General features: G+C 59.9%; 27 protein-coding genes. 16 read left to right on the forward strand and 11 right to left on the reverse strand.

Annotated features, from left to right (window positions below; all coding sequences use genetic code 11):
- Nucleotides 1-9: 9 nt before the first annotated feature.
- Nucleotides 10-417, forward strand: a complete 408-nt coding sequence (locus ACR0DT_RS17915) for a hypothetical protein (protein WP_480712051.1) — start codon at nucleotides 10-12, stop codon at nucleotides 415-417.
- 1 nt (nucleotide 418) lies between these two features.
- Here ACR0DT_RS17915 and ACR0DT_RS17920 read toward each other — a convergent pair whose 3' ends face one another.
- Nucleotides 419-913, reverse strand: coding sequence for a protein-tyrosine phosphatase family protein (locus ACR0DT_RS17920; RefSeq protein ID WP_480712052.1), 495 nt, complete (start codon nucleotides 911-913; stop codon nucleotides 419-421).
- A 133-nt stretch (nucleotides 914-1,046) separates the two neighbouring features.
- Here ACR0DT_RS17920 and ACR0DT_RS17925 point away from each other — a divergent pair, with 133 nt between their 5' ends.
- The 3 genes from ACR0DT_RS17925 to recR all read left to right on the forward strand — a co-directional run bounded on the left by ACR0DT_RS17925 (nucleotide 1,047) and on the right by recR (nucleotide 3,979).
- Nucleotides 1,047-2,804: a DNA polymerase III subunit gamma/tau gene (locus tag ACR0DT_RS17925; RefSeq protein ID WP_480712053.1), complete on the forward strand. Its 1,758-nt coding sequence runs from the start codon at nucleotides 1,047-1,049 to the stop codon at nucleotides 2,802-2,804.
- A gap of 172 nt (nucleotides 2,805-2,976) precedes the next feature.
- Nucleotides 2,977-3,321, forward strand: a complete 345-nt coding sequence (locus ACR0DT_RS17930; protein WP_480712054.1) for a YbaB/EbfC family nucleoid-associated protein — start codon at nucleotides 2,977-2,979, stop codon at nucleotides 3,319-3,321.
- A 64-nt stretch (nucleotides 3,322-3,385) separates the two neighbouring features.
- Nucleotides 3,386-3,979 carry a recombination mediator RecR gene (gene recR, locus ACR0DT_RS17935; RefSeq protein WP_480712055.1) on the forward strand — a complete coding sequence of 198 codons (594 nt, stop codon included), beginning with the start codon at nucleotides 3,386-3,388 and terminating at the stop codon, nucleotides 3,977-3,979.
- 70 nt (nucleotides 3,980-4,049) lie between these two features.
- Here the strand turns inward: recR and ACR0DT_RS17940 are convergent, their stop codons facing one another.
- Entirely contained in the window at nucleotides 4,050-4,547 is a 498-nt protein-coding gene (locus tag ACR0DT_RS17940; protein WP_480712056.1) for a lactoylglutathione lyase family protein, read from the reverse strand.
- A gap of 197 nt (nucleotides 4,548-4,744) precedes the next feature.
- Between ACR0DT_RS17940 and ACR0DT_RS17945 the strand changes: the two genes are divergently transcribed.
- Nucleotides 4,745-5,233, forward strand: a complete 489-nt coding sequence (locus ACR0DT_RS17945) for a hypothetical protein (protein WP_480712057.1) — start codon at nucleotides 4,745-4,747, stop codon at nucleotides 5,231-5,233.
- On the opposite strand, the gene ACR0DT_RS17950 is transcribed toward ACR0DT_RS17945, so the two are convergent.
- On the reverse strand, nucleotides 5,230-5,859 hold the full coding sequence (locus ACR0DT_RS17950) for a ribonuclease T2 family protein (RefSeq protein ID WP_480712058.1): 630 nt from the start codon (nucleotides 5,857-5,859) through the stop codon (nucleotides 5,230-5,232). The genes ACR0DT_RS17945 and ACR0DT_RS17950 overlap by 4 nt on opposite strands.
- Before the next feature lie 130 nt (nucleotides 5,860-5,989).
- Between ACR0DT_RS17950 and ACR0DT_RS17955 the strand changes: the two genes are divergently transcribed.
- Together ACR0DT_RS17955 and ACR0DT_RS17960 are read left to right on the forward strand one after the other, a co-directional pair.
- Nucleotides 5,990-6,751: a DUF1013 domain-containing protein gene (locus ACR0DT_RS17955; protein ID WP_480712059.1), complete on the forward strand. Its 762-nt coding sequence runs from the start codon at nucleotides 5,990-5,992 to the stop codon at nucleotides 6,749-6,751.
- A gap of 53 nt (nucleotides 6,752-6,804) precedes the next feature.
- Entirely contained in the window at nucleotides 6,805-7,197 is a 393-nt protein-coding gene (locus tag ACR0DT_RS17960) for a hypothetical protein (protein WP_480712060.1), read from the forward strand.
- A 38-nt stretch (nucleotides 7,198-7,235) separates the two neighbouring features.
- Here the strand turns inward: ACR0DT_RS17960 and ACR0DT_RS17965 are convergent, their stop codons facing one another.
- Nucleotides 7,236-8,264 carry a permease gene (locus tag ACR0DT_RS17965; protein WP_480712061.1) on the reverse strand — a complete coding sequence of 343 codons (1,029 nt, stop codon included), beginning with the start codon at nucleotides 8,262-8,264 and terminating at the stop codon, nucleotides 7,236-7,238.
- On the reverse strand, nucleotides 8,257-8,565 hold the full coding sequence (locus ACR0DT_RS17970; RefSeq protein WP_480712062.1) for an ArsR/SmtB family transcription factor: 309 nt from the start codon (nucleotides 8,563-8,565) through the stop codon (nucleotides 8,257-8,259). Before ACR0DT_RS17970 ends, ACR0DT_RS17965 begins: the two co-directional genes overlap by 8 nt.
- A gap of 136 nt (nucleotides 8,566-8,701) precedes the next feature.
- Between ACR0DT_RS17970 and pdxR the strand changes: the two genes are divergently transcribed.
- The 7 genes from pdxR to ACR0DT_RS18005 all read left to right on the forward strand — a co-directional run bounded on the left by pdxR (nucleotide 8,702) and on the right by ACR0DT_RS18005 (nucleotide 18,659).
- Nucleotides 8,702-10,162 (forward strand): MocR-like pyridoxine biosynthesis transcription factor PdxR, encoded by a 1,461-nt coding sequence (pdxR, locus tag ACR0DT_RS17975; protein WP_480712063.1) that lies wholly within the window; start codon nucleotides 8,702-8,704, stop codon nucleotides 10,160-10,162.
- Between the two features lie 125 nt (nucleotides 10,163-10,287).
- Complete coding sequence (xsc, locus tag ACR0DT_RS17980) at nucleotides 10,288-12,066, forward strand: sulfoacetaldehyde acetyltransferase (RefSeq protein WP_480712064.1); 1,779 nt, start codon at nucleotides 10,288-10,290, stop codon at nucleotides 12,064-12,066.
- 5 nt (nucleotides 12,067-12,071) lie between these two features.
- Nucleotides 12,072-13,094, forward strand: coding sequence for a phosphate acetyltransferase (pta, locus tag ACR0DT_RS17985; protein WP_480712065.1), 1,023 nt, complete (start codon nucleotides 12,072-12,074; stop codon nucleotides 13,092-13,094).
- Between the two features lie 80 nt (nucleotides 13,095-13,174).
- Nucleotides 13,175-14,197 (forward strand): YeiH family protein, encoded by a 1,023-nt coding sequence (locus ACR0DT_RS17990; RefSeq protein WP_480712066.1) that lies wholly within the window; start codon nucleotides 13,175-13,177, stop codon nucleotides 14,195-14,197.
- Between the two features lie 24 nt (nucleotides 14,198-14,221).
- Nucleotides 14,222-17,041, forward strand: coding sequence for a molybdopterin oxidoreductase family protein (locus ACR0DT_RS17995; protein WP_480712067.1), 2,820 nt, complete (start codon nucleotides 14,222-14,224; stop codon nucleotides 17,039-17,041).
- Entirely contained in the window at nucleotides 17,038-17,787 is a 750-nt protein-coding gene (locus ACR0DT_RS18000; protein WP_480712068.1) for a 4Fe-4S dicluster domain-containing protein, read from the forward strand. Before ACR0DT_RS17995 ends, ACR0DT_RS18000 begins: the two co-directional genes overlap by 4 nt.
- Nucleotides 17,787-18,659 (forward strand): dimethyl sulfoxide reductase anchor subunit family protein, encoded by an 873-nt coding sequence (locus ACR0DT_RS18005; RefSeq protein WP_480712069.1) that lies wholly within the window; start codon nucleotides 17,787-17,789, stop codon nucleotides 18,657-18,659. The genes ACR0DT_RS18000 and ACR0DT_RS18005 overlap by 1 nt, the downstream gene beginning before the upstream one ends.
- Nucleotides 18,660-18,755: 96 nt before the next feature.
- Here the strand turns inward: ACR0DT_RS18005 and dapA are convergent, their stop codons facing one another.
- Nucleotides 18,756-19,628, reverse strand: a complete 873-nt coding sequence (gene dapA, locus ACR0DT_RS18010) for a 4-hydroxy-tetrahydrodipicolinate synthase (RefSeq protein ID WP_480712070.1) — start codon at nucleotides 19,626-19,628, stop codon at nucleotides 18,756-18,758.
- Between the two features lie 134 nt (nucleotides 19,629-19,762).
- Here dapA and ACR0DT_RS18015 point away from each other — a divergent pair, with 134 nt between their 5' ends.
- Nucleotides 19,763-21,727: a lytic transglycosylase domain-containing protein gene (locus ACR0DT_RS18015; protein WP_480712071.1), complete on the forward strand. Its 1,965-nt coding sequence runs from the start codon at nucleotides 19,763-19,765 to the stop codon at nucleotides 21,725-21,727.
- Here the strand turns inward: ACR0DT_RS18015 and ACR0DT_RS18020 are convergent.
- Together ACR0DT_RS18020 and mnmC2 are read right to left on the reverse strand one after the other, a co-directional pair.
- Entirely contained in the window at nucleotides 21,701-22,570 is an 870-nt protein-coding gene (locus tag ACR0DT_RS18020) for a DMT family transporter (protein ID WP_480712072.1), read from the reverse strand. The two genes, ACR0DT_RS18015 and ACR0DT_RS18020, sit on opposite strands and share 27 nt — an antisense overlap.
- Nucleotides 22,567-23,232, reverse strand: coding sequence for a tRNA (5-methylaminomethyl-2-thiouridine)(34)-methyltransferase MnmC2 (gene mnmC2 / locus ACR0DT_RS18025; protein WP_480712073.1), 666 nt, complete (start codon nucleotides 23,230-23,232; stop codon nucleotides 22,567-22,569). The genes ACR0DT_RS18020 and mnmC2 overlap by 4 nt, the downstream gene beginning before the upstream one ends.
- 49 nt (nucleotides 23,233-23,281) lie before the next feature.
- On the opposite strand from mnmC2, the gene ACR0DT_RS18030 reads away from it, so the two are divergent.
- Nucleotides 23,282-24,322 carry an NAD(P)/FAD-dependent oxidoreductase gene (locus ACR0DT_RS18030; protein ID WP_480712074.1) on the forward strand — a complete coding sequence of 347 codons (1,041 nt, stop codon included), beginning with the start codon at nucleotides 23,282-23,284 and terminating at the stop codon, nucleotides 24,320-24,322.
- Here ACR0DT_RS18030 and ACR0DT_RS18035 read toward each other — a convergent pair.
- The 3 genes from ACR0DT_RS18035 to ACR0DT_RS18045 all read right to left on the reverse strand — a co-directional run bounded on the left by ACR0DT_RS18035 (nucleotide 24,314) and on the right by ACR0DT_RS18045 (nucleotide 26,478).
- Entirely contained in the window at nucleotides 24,314-25,111 is a 798-nt protein-coding gene (locus tag ACR0DT_RS18035; RefSeq protein ID WP_480712075.1) for an HTD2 family dehydratase, read from the reverse strand. The two genes, ACR0DT_RS18030 and ACR0DT_RS18035, sit on opposite strands and share 9 nt — an antisense overlap.
- A gap of 37 nt (nucleotides 25,112-25,148) precedes the next feature.
- Entirely contained in the window at nucleotides 25,149-25,691 is a 543-nt protein-coding gene (locus ACR0DT_RS18040) for an NADPH-dependent FMN reductase (RefSeq protein ID WP_480712076.1), read from the reverse strand.
- Between the two features lie 115 nt (nucleotides 25,692-25,806).
- Nucleotides 25,807-26,478, reverse strand: a complete 672-nt coding sequence (locus ACR0DT_RS18045) for a YiaD family glycine zipper/OmpA-like lipoprotein (protein ID WP_480712077.1) — start codon at nucleotides 26,476-26,478, stop codon at nucleotides 25,807-25,809.
- Between the last annotated feature and the right edge of the window lie 17 nt (nucleotides 26,479-26,495).

Raw genomic sequence — 26,495 nt, forward strand, 5'->3', positions numbered from 1 at the left:
GGGCGCAAGATGATCTGGAAGACGAAGACACACCAATTCACTGCAACGGTCTGCCAACGCACCGGGAAAACCTGTCCGGCACTGGCGCAAATGGCACGTGCCGTCGTTCAGGCGATGGACGCTGCGGTTCCTGCGACCACGCCAGATTTTGAATTCGACGGCAGCAGTGAACTGGCCTTTTGCGCGCAAGGTTGCAGCGCTCGGTTCCGTGCGCAGAAGGACCTGATCCGGGTCTTTTGCGGAACCGGAAATGATGCATCACTGGATTCGCTGGACGATTACGCGGATATGATGTTCGGCCCTGACGTGATCATGCGCCCGGCAGGCATGCTGACCACTCCACCCTGCGCGATGCTAGAAGTCACAGCAATTCCGTCCGATCCAGTGGCACAGACGGAACGGCAGTTGGCGCTCTGATCTAGCCGCTCGTCTGTGGAAAGGTGGCCCATTCAATCTGACCGCTGGTCTCGACGGCGCAGGGCCGCACCTCACGTAGTCGGCTCAACGCCGTCTCGGGATCTTCGCCATGTTCGACCATAAGGCGCAGGACAATCATCCCGGACCGCCCGCAACCGCCCCGGCAATGCACCAACACCCGCCCGCTGTTGGACAAAATGCGTGTAGCCGCTGTGCTGACCTTGGTCCATACAGCGTCAATCATAGGCGACGGCGCACCAAAATCCGCAATTGGCAAATGCACCCATTCGATATTGCGCGCACGTAGGTCGCCACCAAAACTGCCTGCACCCTCTTGCAGCATTTCAACCTCTGTGGTCATCGAGATCACGAGATCCGGCTGCCAATCGCGAATGATGCCCAAGTCCCGAGCATATTCGCCCCCCCGACCTGGTAGCGGCGATAAAGCAACGGTGCCATTTCCCACTGATACAGCGATAATTGCTAACTGATTCATGGTTGGCCCCCTTCAAACATTGCTTGTAGGGCGCGCAATCTGCCATGCAAACCGAAATTCACCCAAGCCTGCTGTGGACGCGGGCGGCGGGGGTCTCTACGCTGCATCGGAACCCGAATCCGACAGAGCAGACATGAACGACACGCCCAGCCCCGCCTATCAGGTTCTCGCCCGTAAATACCGCCCGGAAACCTTTGCCGACCTCGTTGGTCAGGACGCAATGGTGCGTACGCTGAAAAACGCGTTCGAAGCCGACCGGATCGCGCAGGCCTTCATCATGACCGGCATTCGCGGCACCGGGAAAACCACCACGGCGCGGATCATCGCCAAAGGTATGAACTGCATCGGCCCCGATGGCGAAGGCAAGCCAACGACCGAACCCTGTGGTCAATGTGAACACTGCGTGGCCATCATGGAAGGCCGCCACGTTGACGTGATGGAGATGGACGCCGCAAGCCGAACCGGCGTGAACGATATCCGCGAGATCATCGACAGTGTCCGCTATCGTGCCGCCAGTGCACGCTACAAGATATACATCATCGACGAGGTCCACATGCTGTCGACCAGCGCGTTCAACGCGCTACTCAAGACGCTTGAGGAACCACCCGAGCATGTGAAATTCATCTTTGCCACCACCGAGATTCGCAAGGTGCCTGTCACGGTTCTGTCGCGCTGTCAGCGGTTCGACCTGCGCCGGATTGAGCCCGAAGACATGATTGGCCTGCTCAACAAGATCGCGGCTGCGGAAAACGCGCAGATAGCCGATGACGCGCTGGCGCTGATCACCCGTGCGGCTGAAGGCTCGGCCCGGGATGCGACCTCGCTTCTGGATCAGGCAATCTCGCACGGGGCGGGCGAAACCAGTGCCGATCAGGTCCGCGCGATGCTTGGCCTGGCCGATCGCGGGCGGGTGCTAGACCTGATGGACATGATCCTGCGCGGTGACGCCGCGAGCGCGCTGACCGAGTTGGGCGGGCAATATGCCGAAGGTGCCGACCCGCTGGCCGTGCTGCGCGATCTGGCCGAGATCACCCATTGGGTCTCCGTTGTCAAAATCACGCCGGACGCCGCCGACGACCCCACCGTATCCCCGGACGAACGGGCACGCGGTCAACAGATGGCCGAAGCCCTGCCGATGCGCGTTCTGACTCGGATGTGGCAGATGTTGCTAAAAGCGCTCGAAGAAGTATCCGCAGCACCAAATGCTATGATGGCCGCCGAGATGGCGGTGATCCGCCTGACCCATGTGGCCGATCTGCCCAGCCCGGAAGAGCTGATCAAACGCCTGCAAGACACGCCTCCGCCACCAAACGGTGGACCGGGCGGCGGGCTACCGGCACCATCGCATGCCGCTGTTCAGGCGCAGGCGCCGGTGGCGTCTTCTTACGCAGCACCGGCCCATGGCGGGGGCAGCGCTCCCAGCGCAGCGTTGGCGCAGGATGTGCAGGCCGCACTGGCGCGCTATCCGACCTTCGACCACGTGGTCGAGTTGATCCGCGCAAATCGCGACGGTGTACTGCTAGACGAGGTCAAACGGTCTTTGCGGCTGGTGGCATACCAACCCGGGCGCATCGAGTTTCAGCCGACCGAGCGTGCCTCGGCCCAACTGCCACAACGTCTGGGCACTGCGTTGCAACGCTGGACCGGCAACCGTTGGGCCGTCACGGTCGTCAACGAAGGCGGCGGCGAGACGATCTATGAAAAGGAAAACGCAGCTGAGGAAGCGCTGATAGCCGAAGCCAAGGAGCACCCGCTGGTGAAGGCCGTATTGGCACAGTTCCCCAAGGCGCGGATCAAGAACATCGAAACTCCGGAACAACGTGCGGCCAAGGTCGAAACCGAGGCCCTGCCCGAAGTCGAAGACGAATGGGACCCATTCGAGGAAGATTGAGCCACATCGAGACACGGGACACTGGACCCCTCCCGCGCCCGCCACGGGCCATCGGCTAATGCCGACCGCCCTAAGCGAGCTTGGGCCCGGCAGGCGGGAGCAACCTCGCCCCTTGTGCCGCGCGGGTACCGCCCGTATTTAGGCGACAAACGCGATACACAGGAGAATACCGATGCTCAAAGGACTCGGCGGTCTGGGCGACATGGCCAAGATGATGAAATCCGCGCAGGATTTGCAGACCAAAATGACGGATATGCAGGAAGAGCTGAACACAATCATGGTTGTCGGTGAATCCGGTGCCGGGCTGGTCAAGGCCACCGCCACAGCAAAAGGTGAGCTGAAAGGTCTGGACATCGATCCGTCGATCTTCAACGGCGACGACAAGGAAGTGGTCGAGGATCTGATCCTGGCCGCTATCAAGGACGCGCAGACCAAAGCTGCTGAGCGCGCGCAGGCCGAGATGGCGAAGCTGACCGAAAGCATGGGCCTTCCCGCAGACATCAAGCTACCGTTCTGATACACCCTCCTGACGGAACATCGGCCGGGCGTCCCTGCCCGGCCCATTTGCAGGAGCATACCCGGTGAGTTCGAACAGCGATATCGACAACCTGATCGATCTGATGGCCAAGCTGCCGGGCCTCGGTCCTCGCTCGGCCCGTCGCGCGGTGTTGCACCTGATCCGCAAACGCGCCCTGCTGCTGACGCCCCTGTCGGACGCCATGCAGCAAGTGGCCATCACCGCCCGCGAATGCCTGAACTGCGGCAATGTGGGCACCACCGATATCTGTGGCATCTGCGACAGCGAGGCCCGTGCCACCGGTGAACTGTGCGTGGTCGAAGACGTTGCCGACCTCTGGGCGATGGAACGCGCAGGCGTGTTCAAAGGCCGCTATCACGTTCTGGGCGGCACGTTGTCGGCGCTGGACGGAGTTGGGCCGGACGAACTGCGCATCCCCCGCCTTAAAGACCGCGTGACAGCCGAAGGGATCACCGAAATCATCCTCGCCCTGAATGCCACCGTCGACGGCCAGACCACCGCCCATTACATCGCCGATCAGTTGGAGGGTCAGGTCCGTCTGACCTCACTAGCGCAAGGCGTGCCGATTGGCGGAGAGCTTGACTATCTGGATGACGGGACGATCACGGCTGCGCTAAGAGCCCGAAAAGAGCTCTGAGTACCGCTATACCACGGCAACCAGAACACTTTTACCTGTTCCAGTTTCACACCGGACTCTGCCCAATTTGTCAGGTGTAAGCACCCGACGAATAGGTCAATTCATAGGAGTGGCTGTAAATCTCAAAGACAATGCCAAACGGGTCTTCAACGTAGACCATACGGTATGGTTTCTCTCCGGGGTAATAGTATCGGATCGGCATCCGTTGTTTGCCACCTGCAGAGACGATTTTTTCTACCAAGCCTTCGACATCTGGGTCCTGGACGCAAAAATGGAACGTGCCATTCTGGCGAAAGTCGATGTTGTTTTCCGGCACGTAATTCCCGTGAAACTCGAAAAGCTCAAATCCAATTCGATCAGCGGTCGCGAGATGCGCAATACGCAGTTTTTTCCATTCCGGGCCAAACACATCAGTGCACATGACACCGATATCCGTTTCATCCTCTATCACGTCCGTTGGCGGCATGATTATGTAGAAACCAAGGACCTCGGAGTAGAACTTTACAGCCTCGTCAACGTTTGGGACGGACAATCCGATGTGAGAGAATGTTCTTGGATGTTGCGGCATGACTCGCTCCTTAGATTATGGAGCGAAAACTATTGTGCCACGGTCGAGTTTCAAGCGCCTGGTCGGCGAGGCATAGCCGGGTTCCGCCGAACACATAGGTCTTCTTTCACGGTCTCATCAGCCGAGATTGGCCTTTGCCTCTTGAACGCGACGTGTACTATGGCTGTAACCTTATCCATTTGATATTGGGAATAGTAATGAAACGCCTTATTGCCCTTACGCTTGCCGCCTTTACAGCCACCGCCGCGTTTTCGCAGGAACTGATCGATAAAGGCTTTGTTGAGGGCTGGAACATCATGATGGACCCTGCACTTGGCAATGGGTGCTTGATCCAGACAATCTATCAGGACCTCTCGGTGGTGCGTATCGGCTATGACGCGCTGGACAATCGCGGGTATTTCGCCGTCTACAACAAGGCGTGGGGCGATATCGAACAGGGTAAGAGCTACCCCATTCGGTTCGAGCTGGACGGCAAAAGCTTTGACGCCACCGCCATCGGCTTCAATCAGCGCGACGTGCCGGGCGCGACGGTATTTTTCACCGACCGCAGTTTCGTCAACGCTATTGCGCAGAACAAGACCATGACCGTCTACAACCCGGCTGGTGAGGTGGTGATGGCGATTGATCTCAAGGGCACCGCCAAAGCGCTGGACTATGCCCGCGACTGCCAGAACCGGAAGCTCTAACGAATCGGATCGAACAGCGCGTCTTTGGCTGTGCAATCGCGGATCACGTCGCGGCCACAGGGCACCGGTTCAAGGTCGTGCGACAGGCACAGGCGAACCTCTTCGATATAGCCCTGTTTGCAGGTGATTGTGATCATGTCCGGCTGCAACCCGGAATTGACCTTCAAAAACGCCTCCTCGACCACCGAGGCGGGCAGCTTGACCGACGTCTCCAACTGGCGAAACACTTGCGGACGTTCGACACCGTCATAAGCCTGCCGTGACAGCGCAAAATAATCGGGCGCGGACAGCCCCGAGCAGGTGCCGTGTTTCTTCCACTGATGCCACGCCAAACCGGATGATCCCTGAATATCCGCCATTTCGCGGGTCATACGGCGCGTTGGCGGTGCCTCAGCCGTACGGCAAAACGCGGGCCAGCCCTGATGATATTGCGGCCATAGCCCGTGCAAAATCCATCCGTGATCATGGCGCGCATCGCATTGGTCCGACCCGCGTGCATCGCCTTCACGCGCGCACCAGTTGGGTGACCAGCTCAGCGACAGAACGTAATAGTCGAACTCACCGGCTTTCTCCCCGTCCGCCAGTGCAGCGACTGCGCTAAAGACCCACAAAATCACCCAGCGCATTCGCCTCTTCCCTTCTTGCCTTGCCGCGACTATATAGGCCCCAAGTTCCCCGACAACGGAAACCTGCCCCAAAGCTTAGGGGCCGCCGAATTCCGGCGACGGGACAGATGTATTTATAGGAGACGGGCTGATGGCAAAACCGCTTATGGCCAAGGCAACAGCCGTATGGCTGGTGGACAACACCACGATCAGCTTCAAGCAGATCGCGGATTTCGTAGGGATGCACGAGCTTGAGGTGCAGGGCATTGCCGATGGCGATGTGGCCGCTGGCGTCAAAGGGTTCGACCCGATTGCCAACAACCAGCTGACGCAGGAAGAGATCGACTCGGCGCAGAACAACCCGCTGCACAAGTTGAAACTCAAGTTCAACCCGTCCGCCGCTGGTGAAGAAAAGCGCCGTGGCCCGCGTTATACCCCGCTGTCCAAGCGTCAGGACCGTCCGAACTCGATCCTGTGGCTGGTCAAGTTCCACCCGGAACTCAGCGACGGTCAAATCGCCAAGCTGGTGGGCACCACCAAGCCGACTATCCAGTCGATCCGCGAGCGCACCCATTGGAATATCGCTAACATGCAGCCGATCGACCCGGTTGCCCTGGGCCTGTGTAAACAGTCCGAGCTGGACGCGATCGTCCAGAAGGCTGCAGCCAAGAAAGCCGCTGAAGGCGGCGTCATGAGCGATGACGAGCGCCGCAAGCTGGTCTCGACCGAACAGTCGCTGGAAATGGACGCCGCACCGAAGATCCCGACCGCCATCGAAGGTCTGGAAACCTTCTCGTTGTCTGACGAGCCTGTGGAAGAGAAAGAAGAAGAGCCGATCATCGACGCCGACAGCTTCTTCAACCTGCCCAAAGGCGGGGCTGAGGACGAAGACGAAGACGATCTGCGCCCCTAACACTCAGATAGCCCCGGTCCGAACAGGCCGGGGCTTTTTCCCGCAGGGATTTCATGCTGACTATCCTGTCCAAGATCTTTGGCCCACACCGTGCCGTATCTATCTATGCCTTTCTGAAGACATGGGGTTTGTTGGTGGTTGCAATCGTTGGCACCATATCGATTGCAACCGCATTGCTAGTGTTCAATGACAACGGCGCGCACGAACACGACTCGTACCTGACTGTTTCGGTTCTGTCGGCAACGCCCGTGAACGGGGATCTGAAGAACGGCGTCATCGCCTCGGTCCAGTTGCCCGATGGCTCTGCCACGTCCATTAACGAAGCCAAAGAGCATATCGCCCGAACCGTCGGCACCACAGCCTGTGTCGAAAAACGTGTATACGTGGACAGCGGAGAGGCACGGTATCGGTTCAAACAGCCGAGCCTCTGCGAAGCCAACCAATAAGCAAAACCGCCCGGAGTTACCTCCGGGCGGTTTTTCCTTCAGATAATCTGAAACAGAATACCGGCAATGATCGCACCGGTGATGCCAAGCCCCAGATAGGTGGCAAAAACCCGCGGCTTGACCAGCGACCATACCGCAGCCATTGCCGGGATCGAGCTGACTGCACCGGCGATCATGAACGACATGGCGGCACCCGCGCTCATCCCCTGTTCGGTAAGCCCTGCAAGCAGCGGCGGCGCGACGTAAGAGTTCAGATAGGCAGGCATCCCGACCAGCGCCGCAATCACGATGGGTACGATACCTTCTCCGCCCACCACACGGGCAATCAGATCGGCGGGGACATAGCTGACCAGCAGCGCCTCAAGAACATAGGCCAGTGCCAGCCATTTCAACAGAAACAGCGCGTTGTGAACAAATTCCGACCGAAACCGCTGACGACGCTCGGCTACCTGCCAAAACCGCCAAACCGGTTTTTCATCCTGGTTCGAGCTACAAGCGCTGCATCCGGCCGGTTTGTATTCACGCAGCGGTTGAGCAAAAGCGCCAGAACGCATCAGACCGCGCACAACGAAGCCGCCGAACAACCCAAGCGCCACTGCCGCAACTGCCTTGCCGATGGCAAAGGGCCATCCCAATGCGCCTGCTGTGATAAGCAAAGTCGGTGGGTCAATCAGCGGAGAGCTGAGCCAGAATGCCATCACCGCAGACAGCGGCGCACCCAATGCCAGCAACCCGGCAATAAACGGAATGACCTCGCAGGAACAGAATGGCGCCAGCCCGCCAAACATGGCGGCCAGCAGGATCATCCGCGTCTCGCGCCCTTCAAAGGCGCGCGCCACCATCACCTCAGCACCGGTCGCCTTGAGGTAAGACAGCAACAGCACAGCAAACAAGATGTACTGCCCGGTGTGAATCAGCGCTTTGCCCGCGAAGGTCACGACTTCACCCCAATTACCGGGGTCCAGAACAGCCACGGCGGCCAGGATCGCGACGATCAAAGCCCATGGGGTTTTGATCAGGTCAAGCGCCTTTACAGACACTTTGGGGTTTTGCGTCAGCTCAGCCATCGTTCGCGGCCTTTCCCACTTCGTCAGCGCAGCATTCAGCAAGAATGAACTGCGCCAGGTTTCTCAATTCGTCATAGCAGGCACGGTTGATCGTGCTGCGCCCAACCTTTTCCTGTTCAACGACACCGCCCGCGGCCAGAAACCGAAGGTGATGCGCAAGGGTCGACGGGGCGATTCCCGTCCGCTCCTGAATTTCACCAACCGTCAGACCGGCTTGTCCGGCCCGGACCAGTGTTTTCAGAACCTTCAACCGGGCCTCAGAGCCCATGGCCGAAAACCCTGCAGCAGCGGCTTCCCACATATTCGAACCTCCATTAAACTAGATTTCTAGTTATTTAGGTCAATTGAAGCTGGCGGTCAACCACAGCGGCTTAGGAATTATCGGAAAAGTTATAAGTCCAGATTGCTCATCCTTTAGGTCCACCCTATAAGACCTCATGGCAATATCAGTCGACACATTCTTTCTTGAGCTAAACGGGCAAGGCACGCTGCAGGCGCAGATCCAGCAGATGATTGCCGAAGGCATTCTGTCCGGCAGGTTTCATGTGGGGGAAAAACTGCCCTCATCACGCAAACTGGCCGCCCATCTGGGTGTCAGCCGGATCACGGTGACGCTGGCCTATACCGAGCTGCTGGCCAATGATTATCTGACGGCAAAGGGGCGTTCGGGCTATTTCGTTTCGCAAAACGCGCCGGTGCCACCGAAATACACGCCTCTTCAGCGTGGTACAGAAAATGTCGATTGGGATGCGGCGCTAGCCCGAAAGTTTTCAGGCGGGGATATGCTGTCAAAACCTCGGGACTGGCGCAGCTATCGCTATCCGTTCATTTACGGGCAAGCGGATCGTAGGCTATTTGACCATGCCAATTGGCGCCTTTGCGCTGTGCGCGCGTTGGGGCACAAGGATTTCGAATCCCTTACTACTGATTACGTAGATCAGGACGATCCGCTGCTGGTCGAATTTATCGCCCGTCACACCCTGCCCCGTCGCGGCATCGCCGCCCGCCCCGAAGAAATTCTGATCACCATGGGCGCACAGAACGCACTGTGGCTGGCCTCTCGCATCTTGCTGACACACAATCGCACCGCAGTGATCGAGGACCCGTGCTATTATTCCCTGCGCAGCCTGTTAGAGCATTGGGATTGCGACGTGACTCCGATACCCGTCGACCGTGACGGACTGCCCCCTGATGCGCTGCCCGAAGCCACGGATGTCATCTTCACCACCCCCAGCCACCAAAGCCCGACCACAGCAACGATGCCCGTTGACCGCAGGCACAAACTACTTGAACGCGCGCGTGATTTGGATGCGATGGTGGTCGAGGACGACTATGAATTCGAGATGGCCTTTCTGGGCGCGCCCTCACCGGCGTTGAAGTCGATGGACCGCGATGGCCGTGTGATCTATGTCGGCAGCTTCTCAAAATCGCTGTTTCCGGGGTTGCGCCTTGGATACATGGTCGGCTCGGAACCTTTCATCCGCGAGGCGCGGGCGCTGCGCTCATTGGTGTTGCGCCACCCGCCGGGGCATATCCAACGTACCGCCGCCTATTTCCTGTCGCTGGGCCACTACGACGCGCAGATTCGGCGTATGTCCAAGGCACTGGCAAACAGGCGCGCAATACTGGACAAAGCGATTGACGAACACGGGCTGACCGTCGCCGGGCGTGGCATCATGGGCGGTTCGTCCCTTTGGATGTCAGCGCCGGACCATGTGGATACCGCCCAACTGGCTAGCTCATTGCAAGGCCAGAGCGTCCATATTGAACCCGGCGCGCCATTCTTTTCAGGACAGGATCAGCCGAAGAACTACTACCGCATCGGCTATTCCTCGATCCGACAGGATCGCATTGAACCGGGCGTGAAGCTGATCGCGGATGCCATTCGCGCCAGCTAGAAGCGCGCTGGACCTATTCCGCAAATCCATCTGGCCCTAACGCAGCTCTGCCCCATAGGTCAAAACCGTATCCAAAGGCGGGGCACCGGGTCCGGCCATTCCACACATGCGCGGAGATCATTCACATGAAAATGACGACTGAAGAGGCTTTTGTTAAGGTCCTGCAGATGCACGGGATCGAACATGCGTTCGGAATCATCGGATCGGCGATGATGCCGATCTCGGATCTGTTCCCGAAAGCAGGGATCATGTTCTGGGACTGCGCCCACGAAGGTTCGGGCGGTATGATGGCAGACGGCTACACTCGCGCCACCGGCAAGATGTCGATGATGATCGCGCAGAACGGCCCCGGCATCACCAACTTTGTGACCGCCGTGAAAACCGCTTACTGGAACCACACACCGGTTCTGCTGGTCACCCCGCAGGCGGCCAACAAGACCATCGGTCAGGGCGGCTTCCAGGAGATGGAGCAGATGCGCATGTTCGCGGACTGCGTTGCCTACCAGGAAGAAGTACGTGATCCGTCGCGTGTTGCCGAGGTTCTGAACCGCGTGATCATGAACGCCAAGCGCGCCAGCGCTCCGGCTCAGCTGAACATCCCGCGTGACATGTGGACCCAGGTGGTCGACATCGAGCTGCCCAAGATCGTTGATTTCGAACGTCCTTCGGGCGGTGAAGATGCGGTTGCCGCAGCTGCCGAGATGCTGTCGAACGCAAAAAACCCTGTCATCCTGAACGGCGCTGGCGTTGTTCTGGCCGAAGGCGGCATCGAAGCCTCGAAAGCCTTGGCCGAGCGTCTGGACGCCCCGGTCTGCGTTGGCTACCAGCACAACGACGCCTTCCCCGGTTCGCACCCGCTGTTTGCTGGCCCTCTGGGCTATAACGGTTCGAAGGCCGGTATGGAGCTGATCAGCGAAGCTGACGTGGTTCTGGCCCTCGGCACTCGTCTGAACCCGTTCTCGACTCTGCCCGGTTACGGTATCAACTACTGGCCCGCAGATGCGAAAATCATTCAGGTCGACATCAACCCTGACCGTATCGGCCTGACCAAAGACGTCAGCGTCGGCATCATCGGTGACGCGGCCAAGGTTGCCAACGGCATCCTGTCGCAACTGTCCGACACAGCCGGTGACGAAGGCCGTCAGGAGCGTAAGGACCGCATCGCTCAGAAGAAATCGGCTTGGGCGCAGGAACTGACCTCGATGACCCACGAGGACGACGATCCGGGCACCACCTGGAACGAGCGTGCACGTGCCGCCAAGCCTGACTGGATGAGCCCCCGCATGGCATGGCGCGCCATTCAGGCCGCACTGCCGAAAGAGGCGATCATCTCGTCCGACATCGGCAACAACTGCGCCATCGGCAACGCGTACCCTGCGTTCGAAGAAGGCCGCAAGTACCTGGCTCCTGGCCTGTTCGGCCCCTGTGGCTACGGCCTGCCCGCCATCGTTGGTGCGAAAATCGGTCAGCCTGACGTTCCGGTTGTCGGCTTTGCCGGTGACGGTGCCTTCGGTATCGCAGTGAACGAACTGACAGCGATCGGCCGCGAAGAATGGCCCGCCGTAACTCAGATCGTTTTCCGCAACTACCAGTGGGGCGCGGAAAAGCGTAACTCGACCCTGTGGTTCGACGACAACTTCGTCGGCACCGAGCTGGACACCAAAGTGTCCTATGCCGGTATCGCACAAGCTTGTGGTCTGAAGGGTGTGGTTGCCCGCACTCAGGAAGAGCTGACTGCGGTGCTGAACCAAGCGATCGAAGACCAGAAGAACGGCATTACCACCCTGATCGAAGCCCTGATCAACCAGGAATTGGGTGAGCCCTTCCGTCGCGACGCCATGAAAAAGCCGGTTGCCGTTGCTGGCGTCGAAGCTGGTGACATGACACCGCAAGCCGGGGCCTGATCGCTGTGAAGCCCCTGCGTCAAATACTTGGGGCTGCGACCAGTTCCAAAAAGATCATCGCCCTTGCTGAGGGCGATGATCCACGTGTTGTAGAAGGCGCGCTGAAAGCGCGTGCCGAAAATGCGGCCGATATCATCCTTGTGGGCGATCACGCCAAAGTCACCGCCTTGCTGGCGGAAAATGGCGGATCGGATGTGGACGGGATCACCATCCACGACCCCGCAACATCCCCCCACACGGATCGGTTCGCCACGGCCTATTATGAACTGCGCAAACACAAGGGCATGACGCCCGAGAATGCGCAGAAACTGATCAAGAGCCGCCTGAACTATGCCGCGATGCTGGTCCATCTAGGACTGGCCGACGGAACCGTGGGCGGAGCTGTTGAAACCACCTCGGACACTGTGCGCGCCGCGTTGCAGATTATCGGCAAAGCGCCAAGCGCCCATATGGTGTCCAGCTTCTTTTTGATGATCTATGACCGCGACCACCACGCGGTTCAGGGTGTTCACATCTTTGCCGATTGTGGTCTGGTTGTTGATCCCGACGAAAGGGAACTGGCCGAGATCGCGCAGGCCTCTGCCGCCTCGTACCACGCACTGACCGGCCAGGAGCCCCGTGTTGCCATGCTGTCCTTTTCCACCAGCGGCAGCGCCAACCACCCCAAAGTTTCCAAAGTGGTCGAGGCCACCCGGATCGCTAAGGCGGCAAGCCCGCATCTGCTGATCGACGGCGAGCTGCAGTTCGACGCCGCCTATGTTCCCGAAGTCGCCAGAAAAAAGGCCAAGGATTCACCATTGGAAGGGCAAGCCAATGTGTTTGTTTTCCCGAATCTCGATGCCGGGAACCTTGGCTACAAGATCGCGCAGCGCATTGGCGGTGCCGAGGCTGTCGGACCGGTTCTTCAAGGTCTGGCGAAACCGGCAAATGACCTGTCGCGCGGCTGTTCAGCTGATGATGTGCTGCACATGATCGCCGTGACAGCCGTTCAGGCCCAGCATGCCGATGCCGAGCCTGAAACGTGTTGATCCGTCGCATGCATAACCTCGGCGGCACACCCGCCGATGACGCCCAAGCGTCAAGAAGGACTGCCAAATAGATGCTGGCCATGACCCAGATTTCAAACCTTGTCGGTGCGGAAGCCACCCAGAAGGCCCGGACTCTGTTCCCGGGCATTCTGGTAGCCGTCATCGTTGCTGTGTCCGCCAAATTTCTGTCCGAGCATTACGCGACGCCAGCCATGCTGATGGCGCTGCTTTTGGGCATCGCGCTCAGCTTTCTGGGGGAAGAGGGTAAAACCGTCCCCGGCATCGGCTTTGCCGCAAAATCGCTGCTGCGTCTGGGTGTGGCGCTGTTGGGCGTTCGGGTGTCGATGACGCTGATGATGGGGTTGGGCTGGGACCTGATCGCGCTGGTCGTGGGCGGGGTTCTGGCAACAATCGGCTTTGGCCTTCTGGTTGCCCGATTCTTTGGCCATAAATGGCGCTTTGCCTTTCTGACCGCCGGTTCTGTCGCGATCTGCGGGGCATCTGCGGCAATGGCCATCAGCGCCATCCTGCCCAAGGATGAACGGTCCGAGGAACGGCTGATCTTTACCGTTCTGGGCGTCACCGTTTTGTCGACCATTGCAATGATCGCTTATCCGATCCTGGTGCGCATGCTGGGCATGAGCGAGGTCGCCGGCGGTGTGTTCCTGGGTGGTACGATCCACGATGTGGCACAGGTGGTCGGCGCGGGCTTTTCGATCTCGGAACAGACCGGAGATACCGCGACACTGGTGAAACTTATCCGTGTGGCTATGTTGGCCCCGGTGGTTCTGGTCGCCTCGCTGATCATTCGCGGCGTCGCTGAAATGGACGAGACCGGCAAGCGGCCCCCGATCCTTCCCGGCTTTGTTCTGGGCTTTCTGGTTCTGGCCGCCGCCAGCTCTTTCGGCCTGATCCCGCCCTTCATCACCGAACTGCTCAGCCAAACATCGCGATGGCTGCTGCTGATCGCCATCGCGGCGGTGGGTATGAAGACAAACTTGAAACAAATCCTGTCGGTCGGCGGCGCTGCCATCGCCCTGATCGTCTTGGAAACTCTATTTATCGCAGGGATTATCCTAGCCGGAATAACTTTCCTGACCTGATCCGCCCCGACAGAAGGACGCCAGATGACCATCCAGCAACCGAAGATTGACACCAGCCCAAAAGTTTCTGACGAGGTTCGGCGGACAACATGTTACATGTGCGCCTGCCGCTGTGGCATCAACGTTCACATGAAAGACGGCAAGGTCGCCTATATCGAAGGCAACCGCGACCATCCGGTGAACAAGGGTGTTCTGTGCGCCAAGGGCAGCGCCGGGATCATGCAGGTCAACGCACCCTCGCGGCTGCGCAAGCCGCTGCGCCGGGTTGGTCCGCGTGGTTCGGGTGAGTTTCGCGAGATTGAATGGGATGAGGCGATCAGCACCGCCGTCGGCTGGCTGAACGAGCTGCACGAGACCGCGCCGCAAAAGCTGGCCTTCTTCACCGGTCGCGACCAGAGCCAGAGCTTCACCAGCTTTTGGGCGCAGAACTTCGGCACCCCGAATTATGCGGCGCATGGCGGGTTCTGCTCGGTCAACATGGCGGCAGGCGGCATCTACACCATGGGCGGCGCGTTCTGGGAATTCGGCCAACCCGACTGGGATCACACCAAGCTGTTCATGCTGTTCGGCGTGGCCGAAGACCACGACAGCAACCCGATCAAGATGGGCATCGGCAAGATCAAGGCGCGTGGTGCACGGGTGATTGGGGTGAACCCAATCCGTTCTGGCTATAACGCGGTGGCCGATGACTGGGTTGGAATTACCCCCGGCACCGATGGTCTGTTCATCCTGTCGCTGATCCACGTGCTGATGAAGGCAGGCAAGATCGACCTCGATTACCTCAGCCGCTACACCAACGCGCCGGTTCTGGTGAATGCCGCAGAAGGCCCGGAAAAAGGCCTGTTCCTGCGCGACGCCGATGGCAAACCACTGGTGATCGACCGCACCACCGGCGAGCCAACCGCTTTTGACAAGCCGGGCGTGCGCCCTGATCTGTCGGCGACCTACGAACAGGATGGCGTCACCCACCGCCCGGTCTTCCACCTGATGGCGGAAAAATACCTCAGCGACGACAACGCGCCCGAGGCCGTAGCCGAACGCTGTGGCATCCCGGCCAGCCGCATTCGCGCCATCGCAGCGGAAATCGCCCGCGTCGCCTTTGACGAGGCGATTGAGCTGGATCATGAGTGGACCGATTTCCGGGGTGAGAAGCACAGCAAGATGATCGGTCGTCCGGTCAGCTTCCATTCGATGCGCGGTGTCTCGGCCCATGCCAACGGGTTCCAGACCTGCCGCGCGCTGCACGTGCTGCAAATCCTGCTGGGCACGGTCGAGGTGCCCGGTGGTTTCCGCTTCAAACCGCCTTATCCCAAACCGGTCGAGGCACACCCGACACCGCATGGCGACCGCCGTCCGGGCCGCCCGCTGAACGGTCCACATCTGGGCTTTCCGCGCGGTCCCGACGATCTGCTTCTGGACGATGACGGCAGCCCCATTCGCATCGACAAGGCGTTCACCTGGGAAAACCCGATGTCGGCCCACGGGCTGATGCATATGGTGATTTCGAACGCGGCCGCCGGTGATCCCTATAAGATCGACACGCTGTTCATGTACATGGCGAACATGTCGTGGAACTCGTCCATGAACACCAAAGGTGTGATGGAAATGCTGACCGCCAAGGACGATGACGGCAATTACGTCATTCCGAACATCATTTATTCCGATGCCTATTCCTCGGAAATGGTCGCCTATGCCGATCTGGTCCTGCCCGACACCACCTATCTGGAACGGCACGACTGTATCTCGCTGCTGGACCGTCCAATCTGCGAGGCTGACGCCGCCGCCGATGCGATCCGCTGGCCGGTGATCGAACCCGACCGCGATGTGCGTGGGTTCCAGTCGGTGCTGATCGAGCTAGCCAACCGCATGAACCTGCCCGGCTTCACCAACGAAGATGGCAGCGCCAAGTGGAAGGACTATGCCGATTATATCGTCAACCACGAACGCCGCCCGGGCATTGGCCCGCTGGCCGGGTTCCGTGGGGCCGAAGGCGACAAGGAAGGCCGTGGTGAGGTCAACCCGGAACAGCTGAACCGCTATATCGAAAACGGCGGCTTTTATGTCGCGCATATCCCCGAAGGCGCGGATTACTACAAACCGTGGAATACGGCCTATCAGGACTGGGCCGTCGGCATGGGCATCTATGACAGCCCTCAACCCTATCTGTTCCAGCTTTACTCAGAACCGATGCGCAAATTCCAACTGGCGGCCGAAGGTCACGGCGAGAGGCAACCTCCCGAGCATCTGCGCCAGCGCATCAAGGACACGATGGACCCGCTGCCGATCTGGTACGAGACCGATCAACAGGGCAACGAAGGCTTCACCGTCAACGCCCTGACCCAACGCCCGATGGCCATGTATCACAGCTGGGGAACCCAGAACGCCTGGCTGCGCCAGTTGCATGGGCGCAACCCGCTTTATGTGCCGACCAAGCTGATGCGCGAACACGGGCTGCAGGACGGCGACTGGGCCAAGGTCAGCTCGCCACACGGAGCCATCACGGTGCCGGTCATGGAAATGGCCGCGCTGAATGAAAACACCGTCTGGACCTGGAACGCCATCGGCAAGCGCAAAGGTGCCTGGGCCCTGCAAGAGGACGCGCCCGAGGCCACCAAGGGCTTCCTGCTGAACCACCTGATCCACGAACTGCTACCCTCGAAAGGCGACGGCATGCGGTGGGCGAATTCCGATCCCATTACCGGTCAGGCTGCCTGGTTCGATCTGAAAGTGAAGATCGAAAAGGCAGAAGCGCCAATCGATGCGGAAAGCCAGCCCGAATTCAAACCCATCAATTCACCAGTCGGCACCGGCCCGAAAGATCTGGCTTGGAAGGTAGGCAAATGACCCAACTCCCCCAATCCACCGAACGTAAGATGGGTCTGGTTATCGACCTGGACACCTGTGTTGGCTGTCATGCCTGCGTGATTTCCTGCAAAGGCTGGAACACCGAAAACTATGGCGCACCGCTGTCAGATCAGGACGCCTATGGCGCCAACCCGTCGGGCACCTTCTTGAACCGTGTTCATTCCTACGAAGTGACCCCGGCCGAAGGTCACGCGCAGCTGATTCACTTCCCTAAATCCTGCCTGCATTGCGAAGACGCGCCCTGTGTCACCGTCTGCCCCACCGGGGCCAGCTACAAGCGGGTCGAGGACGGCATCGTTCTGGTCAATGAAAGCGACTGCATCGGCTGTGGCCTTTGCGCGTGGTCCTGCCCCTATGGCGCGCGCGAGTTGGATCAAGCCGAAGGCGTGATGAAGAAATGCACCCTGTGCGTCGACCGAATCTATAACGAGAACCTGCACGAGGTGGATCGCATCCCCTCCTGCGTGCGCACCTGCCCCGCCGGGGCCCGCCACTTCGGTGATCTGGGTGATCCCGACAGCGATGTCAGCAAACTGGTGGCCGAGCGCGAGGGCATGGACCTGATGCCCGAAATGGGCACCAAACCCGTCAACAAATACCTGCCGCCCCGGCCCAAGGACCAGATCGAGGACCAGATCGACATTCTGGCCCCGCTGCTGGCCCCTGTCGCCGAAGAGCCCAAAGGGTTCCTTGGCTGGCTCGACAAAACTCTGGAGAAGCTCTGATGCATCCCGCACCTTCCGTCATCGTCTTCACCACCCTCTCGGGCCTGGGTTTTGGTCTGCTGTTCTTTCTGGGTCTCGGTTTGCCCGTCGTCACCGGCTGGGTCGCCTTTGCGCTCTTTGCCATTGGCTTTGGCCTTTCTGTAGCTGGTTTGCTGGCTTCGACCTTCCACCTGGGCCATCCCGAGCGGGCCTGGAAAGCCTTCACGCAATGGAAATCCAGCTGGCTCAGCCGCGAAGGCTGGTGCGCGGTCATCGCCCTGATCCTGATGGGGCTTTACGCCATCGGCGCAGTGTTTTTTGGCCAACGCTGGGGTGTACTGGGCATTCTCGGCGCCTTGTTCTCGCTCGCGACCGTTTTCACCACGTCAATGATCTACACGCAGCTCAAAACCATCCCGCGCTGGAATATGAATCTGACACCTGCCATGTTCCTCAGCTTCAGCCTTGCGGGCGGGGCCCTTCTGGCAGGTCAACTCGCTGTCGCAATACCGTTGTTGTTGATCGCTGGTGCGGTGCAACTGATGTACTGGCGGCAAGGGGATAAGGCATTCGCACAATCGGGCACCGATCTGGGCAGCGCCACAGGCCTGGGCGCGCGTGGTTCGGTCCGCGCGTTCGAGCCGCCGCATACCGGCACTAACTATCTGCTGCGCGAATTCGTCCACGTGGTCGGGCGCAAACATGCCGAAAAGCTGCGGATCATCTCGTTCACGCTGGCCTTTTTCGTGCCGCTCATCCTGCTGATGTTGCCCTTCCATCACATATTGGCACTGCTTGCCGTCCTGTCGCATCTGGCAGGCGTCGCAATTTCCCGATGGCTTTTCTTCGCACAAGCCGAACACGTCGTCGGTTTGTATTACGGAAAACGATAAAAAAGGGGGCTCTTAGCCCCCTTTTTTTTTCATGTTGGTCAATTCAACTTTCAAGACGTGCCGCTAACCGGATGCAGGCACCCGGCTAAGCCTGACTTAAATCAGACCGGCATGCGCCATTGCGGCGTCGATGGCAGCCTTGGTGCTGTCTTCCAGCGGTGTCAGGGGCGAACGGACCTCTTCGCTGCACAGACCCAGCTTGCCCAGCGCATATTTTGCACCAACCAGACCCGGCTCGATAAAAATCGCCTCGTGCAGCGGCATCAGGCGGTCCTGATACTCCAGAGCTTTGGCATAGTCGCCTGCCAGTGTTGCCTGCTGGAACTCGGCGCACAGCTTCGGTGCAACGTTCGCCGTGACCGAGATGCAGCCGACACCGCCATGCGCATTAAAGCCCAACGCGGTGGCGTCCTCGCCGGACAGCTGACAGAATTCTGGTCCGCAAGCAGCGCGCTGCTGACTGACCCGCGCCAGATCGCCGGTGGCATCCTTGACGCCGACGATACGTGGCAGTTTGGCCAGTTCGGCCATTGTAGCCGGGGTCATGTCGACGATCGACCGACCGGGGATGTTGTAGATAATGATCGGAATATCCGCGCAATCATGCAGTGCACGGAAATGCGCCACCAGCCCCTTTTGGGTCGGCTTGTTGTAATACGGCGTCACTACCAATGCGGCATCTGCGCCGATCCGTTCCGCGAATCGCACAAAGCGGATCGCCTCAACCGTATTGTTCGACCCCGCGCCCGCGATGACTGGAACACGACCGGCAGCTGCTTTGACCACCTCTTCCACGACGGTTTCGTGCTCTTCATGGCTGAGCGTCGGACTTTCGCCGGTGGTGCCCACGGGAACCAGCCCGCTCGAGCCTTCCTGAATCTGCCACTCCACCAAGTGTTTGAGCGTCTTCAGGTCCAACTCGCCGTTTGAAAACGGTGTGACGAGGGCTGGCATTGAGCCTTTGAACATGACACGCTCCTTAAGGTGCAGTTAGTGTTTTTTGTGCCTAAGAATCGTCACAATCATGGCGATGTGAGTTGATACCGTCGGCACAAGGTTTATCCTGAATGGCTCTATCCTTGGTTGGTTGGGAAATGCAAGGCATGACACGCGTTCTGGCGCTTTTGGTAGCAATGATTCTTGGATCAATCGGGCAAGCGCAGGCCGATTCCGTCGGCGATCTGCGCGCCGGAATGAATGAGATGCGCAAGGGCGACTGGAATGCCGCCTTGCGGGTTTCGGGGAATCGGGGGTCGGTCAGCCGTGATATCATCGTTTGGCACTGGCTGCGCGAAGGCTTTGGTAGCTCCGGCGATGTTCTGGTGTTTCTGGAACGCCGACCGGATTGGCCAGGCCTGGCCTGGCTTCGTCGGAAAAGCGAGCCGGTCTTTACCGGGGCTGACCCCGACCGGGTATTGAAATTCTACGCTGACATACCGCCTCAAACCGCCGAAGGGGCACTGAACTATGCCGTGGCCCTGATGGCCAAGGGGCGCGAAGGCGATGCCGAGGCTGATCTGGTTGCCGCGTGGCGAACCATGCCGATGGGCAAAGGTTTGCAAAAGAATTACCTGGAAAATTTCAGCAAGCTGCTGAAACCGCACCATGCGGCGCGGCTGGACCGGATGCTGTGGGACAACCACTTGGTCAGTGCGGGGCAGATGCTGCCCTTGGTCAGCGCCGATCAGCGTAAGCTGGCCGAGGCGCGGATCGCCCTGCAAAAGCGCCAGCCCGGCGTCGATGGCAAGGTTGCCGCGGTTCCAAAATCCCTGGCCGATGCGCCGGGGTTGGCCTTTGATCGGTTCGTCTGGCGCGACAGGAAAGAACTGGACGACAGCGCGATTGACCTGATGCTGGCGCGCTCGACCGGGCCTGATGCGCTGGGAGAGCCCGACAAATGGGCCGAGGGCCGCCGCCGGCTGGCGCGGCTTGAGATGCGCAACGGCGATGTGAACCGCGCCTATCAGATCGCCGCCAACCATCACATGACACCGGAAATGGGCTATGCCTATGCGGATCTAGAATGGCTGGCCGGGTTCTTAGCCCTGCGCAAGCTGAACGATCCGGCTACTGCGGTACGACATTTCCAGAATTTTTCGGGCGCGGTGCAGTCCCCGATCTCAAAAGGGCGCGGCGGATATTGGCTGGGCCGGGCCTATGGCGCGCAAGGGGATGCCGACAAAGCCTATGAGGCATACGCAATGGGCGCGGATTACCAGACCTCGTTTTATGGCCTGTTGGCAGCGGAACGCATCGGGCGGCCGTTTGATAGTGAACTGGCCAACCCGCGTCGCGCACCGCATTGGAAACAGGCTGAATTCGCCGATTCCAGCGTGTTAGAGGCCGGGCTGCTGTTGCTGCGTGCAGGCGAAGACAACCTATCAGAACGCTTCCTCACCCATCTGGTAGAAGAACTGGATCAGGTCCAGGCCACGCAACTGGGCGATCTGGTGATCGAATTGAAAGAACCGCATCTGGCCGTGATGATCGCGAAACGGGCGGCGAAAACCGGTGTCGTTCTGCCAGCGGCCTATTACCCGGTGCATCCGGTCGCAGATATGGGCCTGCCTATGGCCAAAGAAATGACACTGGCAATCGCCCGTCGCGAAAGCGAGTTCGACCCGGTGGTGATCAGTGGCGCGGGCGCGCGCGGGTTGATGCAGGTGATGCCCGCTACGGCGCAGCTGGTGGCCAAGGAACTGGGAATTCTCAGCGGTCACAAGACAGTCAAACTGACCTCGGACTGGAAGTACAACGCCAAGCTGGGAGCCAACTACCTGTCCGGTCTGGCAGAGGATTTCAACGGCAATGTGGTGATGATGGCCGCGGGCTATAATGCCGGGCCGCGCCGTCCGATTTCGTGGATGGATCGGTATGGTGACCCCCGTGCCGGTGAGATCGACGTGGTCGACTGGATCGAGATGATTCCGTTCAGCGAGACGCGTAATTACGTGATGCGGGTGGCGGAAAGCCTGCCGGTCTACCGCGCGCGCTTGGGCGAGCCCGCACTGCCGATCCCCTTCTCGCAGGAGCTAGTCGGTTCAACCCTGGCGGCGTTCGCGCCATAGAGTGAACAGGCCCGCCGCCACGACCAGGGCTGCGCCCAGAACGACCTCTGGCCGCAGCATTTCACCGAACACCGTGATGCCCAAAATCGCGCTCCAGACCAGATGGAAATAGGCAAAGGGCTGCACAGCGCTGGCCTCGGCCATTTCATAACACTTGATCAGCAGCCAGTGACCCAAGACGCCGCTGACGCACAGTACTGCCATCCACGCCCAGTCCGGGCGGGCCATAGGTTCCCAGAACCACATGCCGACTAACGTCATTGCCACAGCCCCGGCGATGCCAGTCCAGAAGAAACTGGTAGCCGCGCTGTCCTGACGGGCAACATAGCGGGTCAGCAATCCGTAGACTGCGAACATCAGCGCTGAAATCAGCGGGACAATGGCCCAGGGATTGAACACGCCCCTGCCCGGTTGCAGGATGATCAGAACCCCGATGCAGCCTACGCCAATAGCCATCCAGCGCCGCCAACCAACCTTTTCACCCAGAACGGGACCGCTGAGCGCGGCGACGAGCAGCGGATAGCAGATGAACACCGCCATCGAGTCGATCAGACCCAGAACCGTGAAGGCAAATACCGCAACGCAGATCTCGGCCGCCAACAAGACGCCGCGAAACACCTGCAAGCCCAGCTGGTTGGTCTGCGTCGCGGCCTTTAACCCTCCGGGTGCGCGTGCCGCCAAGGCGATCACAAACGCGGCGAAGAACCAATAGCGGATCATCACGACCATGTAGGTGTTGTAGGTTCCCGCCAGATGGCGCGAGATTCCATCCTGCGTCGCGAACACGACCGTCGCAGCGATCATTAGCGCAATTCCGGCGCGGGTGTTGTTCTGCTGTGTCACGCTTTGACCGCCCGACTCATATGACGCTTGCGACCGTATCCGGGGGTACGGGATACGGCAAAACCTGCGTCTTCAAGACCTCGCCGCACGAATCCAGCGGCGGTGTAGGTGGCCGCCGTGCCGCCACTGGCCGTATGTGCCGCCACCTGTTGCATCAGATCAGCCCCCCACAATTCTGGGTTCTTGGCTGGCGAAAACCCGTCCAGAAACCATGCATCCGCTTGTCCTGTCCATGCGGGCAACGTCTGACGTGCGTCCCCTTCGATTACTTCAAGATGCAAGGTGCCCAGATCGCAACTGCCACCCTGCCACTGCGCCAGAAACCGCTCGCTCCACGGTGTCACTTCAGGGAAAGAAGCCAACGCGCGCGCCATGTCTTCGGGCGCCATGGGAAAGGCCTCGAAACTGGTGAAGGTCAGAGGCGTGGTCTGACCGGACTTCTCCCATTCAGACCAAACGGTTAGCATGTTCAGCCCAGTGCCGAAGCCCAGCTCGGCGATACGGAACCCAGGCGCGAACCGTGTGGGCAGATCATTGCCCGCCAGAAACACGTGGCGCGTTTCCTCTAACCCGTTTTGCAACGAATAATAGGGATCGTCGAAACGGTCCGAGACCGGGATTTGGTCCTCGGTCCATGTCAGTTCGGCGCGCTGGTCTGCCATCGGGGAATCCTGTAGCTAAGCGGCGCGACACTGAACAAGGATAAGGGGAATGGCAATGGTCGATGTAACGGTGCGTGGCGCGGGCATCTTTGGCCTATCCATTGCCTGGACCTGCGCCCGACGTGGCGCCAAGGTGCAGGTTGTCGATCCGTTTGGTCCCGGCGCAGGGTCTAGCGGCGGGCTGGTCGGCGCATTGGCCCCGCATGTGCCCGAGAACTGGAATGCCAAGAAGGCATTTCAATTCGACAGCCTGATAATGGCCGAGCCCTTCTGGACACAGGTCGAAGCCACAGGCGGTGTTTCGGCCGGGTATGCGCGTCTGGGTCGATTGCAACCCATCGCCGACGCCCGCACATTGGATCTGGCCCATGCGCGCGCAGTGACGGCGGAAAAGCTGTGGCAAGGTCGGGCAGAATGGCGCGTTGTTTCGACCGATACGCTGGGATCATGGTGCCCGCCCAGCCCGACTAGCTTCGTGATCCATGACACCCTCAGCGCCCGCATGCACCCCCGCCGAGCCTGCGCCGCACTGGTTTCGGCGCTGGCGGTGATGGGCGTCGAGATAGTAACAGACGCGCCGGACAAGGGGCAGGTTATCCACGCAATTGGTCTGGCGGGGTTGCAGGAACTTAGCCAAGCCTTCGGCAAAACCGTCGGCAACGGCGTCAAAGGTCAGGCCGCACTGTTGCGCTTCGACGCGGGCGCGGTGCCACAATTGTTCGTGGATGCGATTCATATCGTGCCCCATGAGGACGGTACGTTGGCAATCGGGTCGACCTCAGAACGGGACTATGACGACCCATCCAGCACGGATGCCGCGCTGGATGATGTGCTGGACCGCGCCACCCGAGCGGTGCCCATTTTACATGGCGCCGAGGTCATTGAGCGTTGGGCCGGAGTACGCCCCCGCAGCAAAAGTCGCGCACCAATGTTGGGTGCACATCCGTTGCATCAGGGGCAATTCATCGCCAATGGCGGCTTCAAGATCGGCTTTGGTATGGCACCGAAAATCGCCGAGGTTATGGCCGATCTGGTTCTGGAAGGGCGGGATATGATCCCGGAGGATTTCCGATCCGAAGCCTCACTCTGATTGCGCAACAGCATAGGCCATCATGCATTGCCGCCCATCGGGCCCACGCACCCAAAGGGTTTGCGCTGCCCGGCACAGGGTCGCAGTTTCGAAATGCATCAGCGGCGAGGTTGCACGGAACGAGAACTGCGCCAGAGGCCCCATCTGGTCTTCGGCAAAAAGCATCAGCAGTTGCGCCAGCAGCGGGCCATGCACGACCAGCCCGGCATAGTCTTCGACGTCGCGGGCATAGTCCAGATCGTAATGGATACGGTGGCCGTTGAACGTCAGCGCCGAATAGCGAAACAGCAAGGTAGAATCGAAGGTGACCTCGCGCCGGTCGGTTTCATCGGTGCGCGCGTAGGGCGGCGCGGGCTTGATCTCACTAGCCGAGGGGTCCTGTCGATAGACCAGATCCTGCCATTCGGTCAGACAAAGGGAATCGCTCTGCCAAATCTCATGCCGCAGCGTGACAAAGCCCAGCGGTCCGCTGCGCCCGGTTTTCGTGACCGCACTTTCGCAAATGGATCGGCGTTTGGCCATTCGGCCCGCGATCAGGGGTGCGTTGAATTCCAGACGCCCCCCGGCCCACATCCGGCGCGGCAGGCCCATGTCGGGGATCAGCCCGCCAACCTTGGGGTGGCCATCCCGACCCAATTGGGACGGCGGATGAGGCGACCAGAAATAGAGCTGATGAAAGAACGGAGGCAGCGGAGTGTCATCGGTCACCGCCCCTTCCTGCCCCAGTGCCACCTGAAATGCTGCGGCGCGGGCCGGGTCAATCACATCGGTTTGAATTTCCTCTGCCATGACGGCAGATTAGGCGGCCCACCCTGTGCCTACAAGCTTAGAACCCTGCCTCGCTCCGCAGTTTTTCCATCAAGGTTCGCAGGCTGCTTTCATACCGGTCGCTGGTCAGTTTTCCATTCTCATCGAACTCGTTCGAACTGTTGGCCAGATGAATTTCCGGCCCCTGTAGAATGCGCGGCTGGAACGGCACCATATAACCGCGCAACACCATCTGCGCCCGCTCACCCCCCGCGCGGCCCGCCGCCGCCGACATCACGGCAACCGGCTTGTCGGCCCAGGGACGGCCCTCGGTCCGGCTGACCCAGTCCAGCGCATTTTTCAGCACTCCCGACGGGCCTTTGTTGTATTCGGGGGTCGAGATGATCACCGCATGCGCCTGCGCGATCTGATCGGCCAGCACTTGCACGGCTGCGGGAATGCCTTCACCATCCTCCAGATCCCCATCATAGAGGGGCAGGTTCAGGTCAGCCTCGATATGGGTGCCGGGGTCAAACAGCCGCGCCGCTTCGCGCAGCAGTTTGCGATTGGTAGCACTTTGGCGCAGCGAACCGGACAGGCTCAGCAGGATCGGGTGGGACATCGGGAAACTCCGCTATGGTGTTTCCCAATAGCTAACCCAAACCACGCGCGCACCAAAGACCATGCGACGCGCAGTAAATGTGCGAAAAAAGGGCACCCGCAGGTGCCCTGCTTCGTTACGTTTGGCCGCTGGGGACGATTTCAATATCAACCCGGCGGTTTCGGGCCTTGCCCTCTGGCGTCAGGTTCGACGCGGCGGGGCGGCTTTCTCCCAGACCGATGGTCGAAATCCGCGCGCTGCTCACCCCATTGGCTTGCAGGATATCTGCCACAGACCGGGCACGGCGTTCGGACAGGGCCTGATTATAGGACGCCTCGCCATCACTGTCGGTATGGCCAATGACCTGAATGTTCGAGTTCGGGTACCGCGTCAGGTTCTGCCCCACCCGCACCAGATCGGCACGCAAGGCCGGACGCACGGTCGCGCTGTCCGTGTCAAAGCTGATATCGTTCGGCACGGTGACGATCAGACGATCCCCGGCATTGGTGACGGTAATACCCTGATTGGCCAGCTGCTGGCGCAGTTCCGCCGCCTGCTTGTCCAGTTGGTTGCCGATCAGACCACCACCGGCAGCACCGATGGCACCACCCGCCAGCGCTCCCAGCAGCGGGTCTGAGTCATTCGCAATGGCGCCAACTCCGGCCCCAACCAGACCACCCAGAATCGCACCTTGTCTGGTGTTCTGATTGGGATCGGACGGCAGGTTCAGCGTGCCAGGGTCCGTACAAGCCGCCAAGACCAGAGCCGAGGATAGCCCGGCAGACAAAACAAATTTGGAAATCGTCATGATATCACCTTCTGCTC

This window comes from Ruegeria sp. BI11, assembly GCF_056538005.1.

What these genes read in the sequence shown, in the direction of transcription:
- ACR0DT_RS17955 (WP_480712059.1), top strand. Translation starts at nt 5,990, where the DNA reads ATGGCAAAACCGCTTATGGCCAAGGCAACAGCCGTATGGCTGGTGGAC.
- ACR0DT_RS18005 (WP_480712069.1), top strand. Translation starts at nt 17,787, where the DNA reads ATGCATCCCGCACCTTCCGTCATCGTCTTCACCACCCTCTCGGGCCTG.
- mnmC2 (WP_480712073.1), bottom strand. Translation starts at nt 23,232, where the DNA reads ATGGCAGACCAGCGCGCCGAACTGACATGGACCGAGGACCAAATCCCG.
- ACR0DT_RS17950 (WP_480712058.1), bottom strand. Translation starts at nt 5,859, where the DNA reads ATGCGCTGGGTGATTTTGTGGGTCTTTAGCGCAGTCGCTGCACTGGCG.
- xsc (WP_480712064.1), top strand. Translation starts at nt 10,288, where the DNA reads ATGAAAATGACGACTGAAGAGGCTTTTGTTAAGGTCCTGCAGATGCAC.
- ACR0DT_RS18035 (WP_480712075.1), bottom strand. Translation starts at nt 25,111, where the DNA reads ATGGCAGAGGAAATTCAAACCGATGTGATTGACCCGGCCCGCGCCGCA.
- ACR0DT_RS18030 (WP_480712074.1), top strand. Translation starts at nt 23,282, where the DNA reads ATGGCAATGGTCGATGTAACGGTGCGTGGCGCGGGCATCTTTGGCCTA.
- dapA (WP_480712070.1), bottom strand. Translation starts at nt 19,628, where the DNA reads ATGTTCAAAGGCTCAATGCCAGCCCTCGTCACACCGTTTTCAAACGGC.
- ACR0DT_RS18000 (WP_480712068.1), top strand. Translation starts at nt 17,038, where the DNA reads ATGACCCAACTCCCCCAATCCACCGAACGTAAGATGGGTCTGGTTATC.
- ACR0DT_RS18045 (WP_480712077.1), bottom strand. Translation starts at nt 26,478, where the DNA reads ATGACGATTTCCAAATTTGTTTTGTCTGCCGGGCTATCCTCGGCTCTG.
- ACR0DT_RS18015 (WP_480712071.1), top strand. Translation starts at nt 19,763, where the DNA reads ATGACACGCGTTCTGGCGCTTTTGGTAGCAATGATTCTTGGATCAATC.
- ACR0DT_RS17945 (WP_480712057.1), top strand. Translation starts at nt 4,745, where the DNA reads ATGAAACGCCTTATTGCCCTTACGCTTGCCGCCTTTACAGCCACCGCC.
- ACR0DT_RS17965 (WP_480712061.1), bottom strand. Translation starts at nt 8,264, where the DNA reads ATGGCTGAGCTGACGCAAAACCCCAAAGTGTCTGTAAAGGCGCTTGAC.
- ACR0DT_RS17915 (WP_480712051.1), top strand. Translation starts at nt 10, where the DNA reads ATGATCTGGAAGACGAAGACACACCAATTCACTGCAACGGTCTGCCAA.
- ACR0DT_RS17990 (WP_480712066.1), top strand. Translation starts at nt 13,175, where the DNA reads ATGACCCAGATTTCAAACCTTGTCGGTGCGGAAGCCACCCAGAAGGCC.
- ACR0DT_RS17930 (WP_480712054.1), top strand. Translation starts at nt 2,977, where the DNA reads ATGCTCAAAGGACTCGGCGGTCTGGGCGACATGGCCAAGATGATGAAA.
- ACR0DT_RS17960 (WP_480712060.1), top strand. Translation starts at nt 6,805, where the DNA reads ATGCTGACTATCCTGTCCAAGATCTTTGGCCCACACCGTGCCGTATCT.
- ACR0DT_RS17925 (WP_480712053.1), top strand. Translation starts at nt 1,047, where the DNA reads ATGAACGACACGCCCAGCCCCGCCTATCAGGTTCTCGCCCGTAAATAC.
- pdxR (WP_480712063.1), top strand. Translation starts at nt 8,702, where the DNA reads ATGGCAATATCAGTCGACACATTCTTTCTTGAGCTAAACGGGCAAGGC.
- ACR0DT_RS17940 (WP_480712056.1), bottom strand. Translation starts at nt 4,547, where the DNA reads ATGCCGCAACATCCAAGAACATTCTCTCACATCGGATTGTCCGTCCCA.
- ACR0DT_RS17995 (WP_480712067.1), top strand. Translation starts at nt 14,222, where the DNA reads ATGACCATCCAGCAACCGAAGATTGACACCAGCCCAAAAGTTTCTGAC.
- ACR0DT_RS17970 (WP_480712062.1), bottom strand. Translation starts at nt 8,565, where the DNA reads ATGTGGGAAGCCGCTGCTGCAGGGTTTTCGGCCATGGGCTCTGAGGCC.
- ACR0DT_RS18040 (WP_480712076.1), bottom strand. Translation starts at nt 25,691, where the DNA reads ATGTCCCACCCGATCCTGCTGAGCCTGTCCGGTTCGCTGCGCCAAAGT.
- ACR0DT_RS17920 (WP_480712052.1), bottom strand. Translation starts at nt 913, where the DNA reads ATGAATCAGTTAGCAATTATCGCTGTATCAGTGGGAAATGGCACCGTT.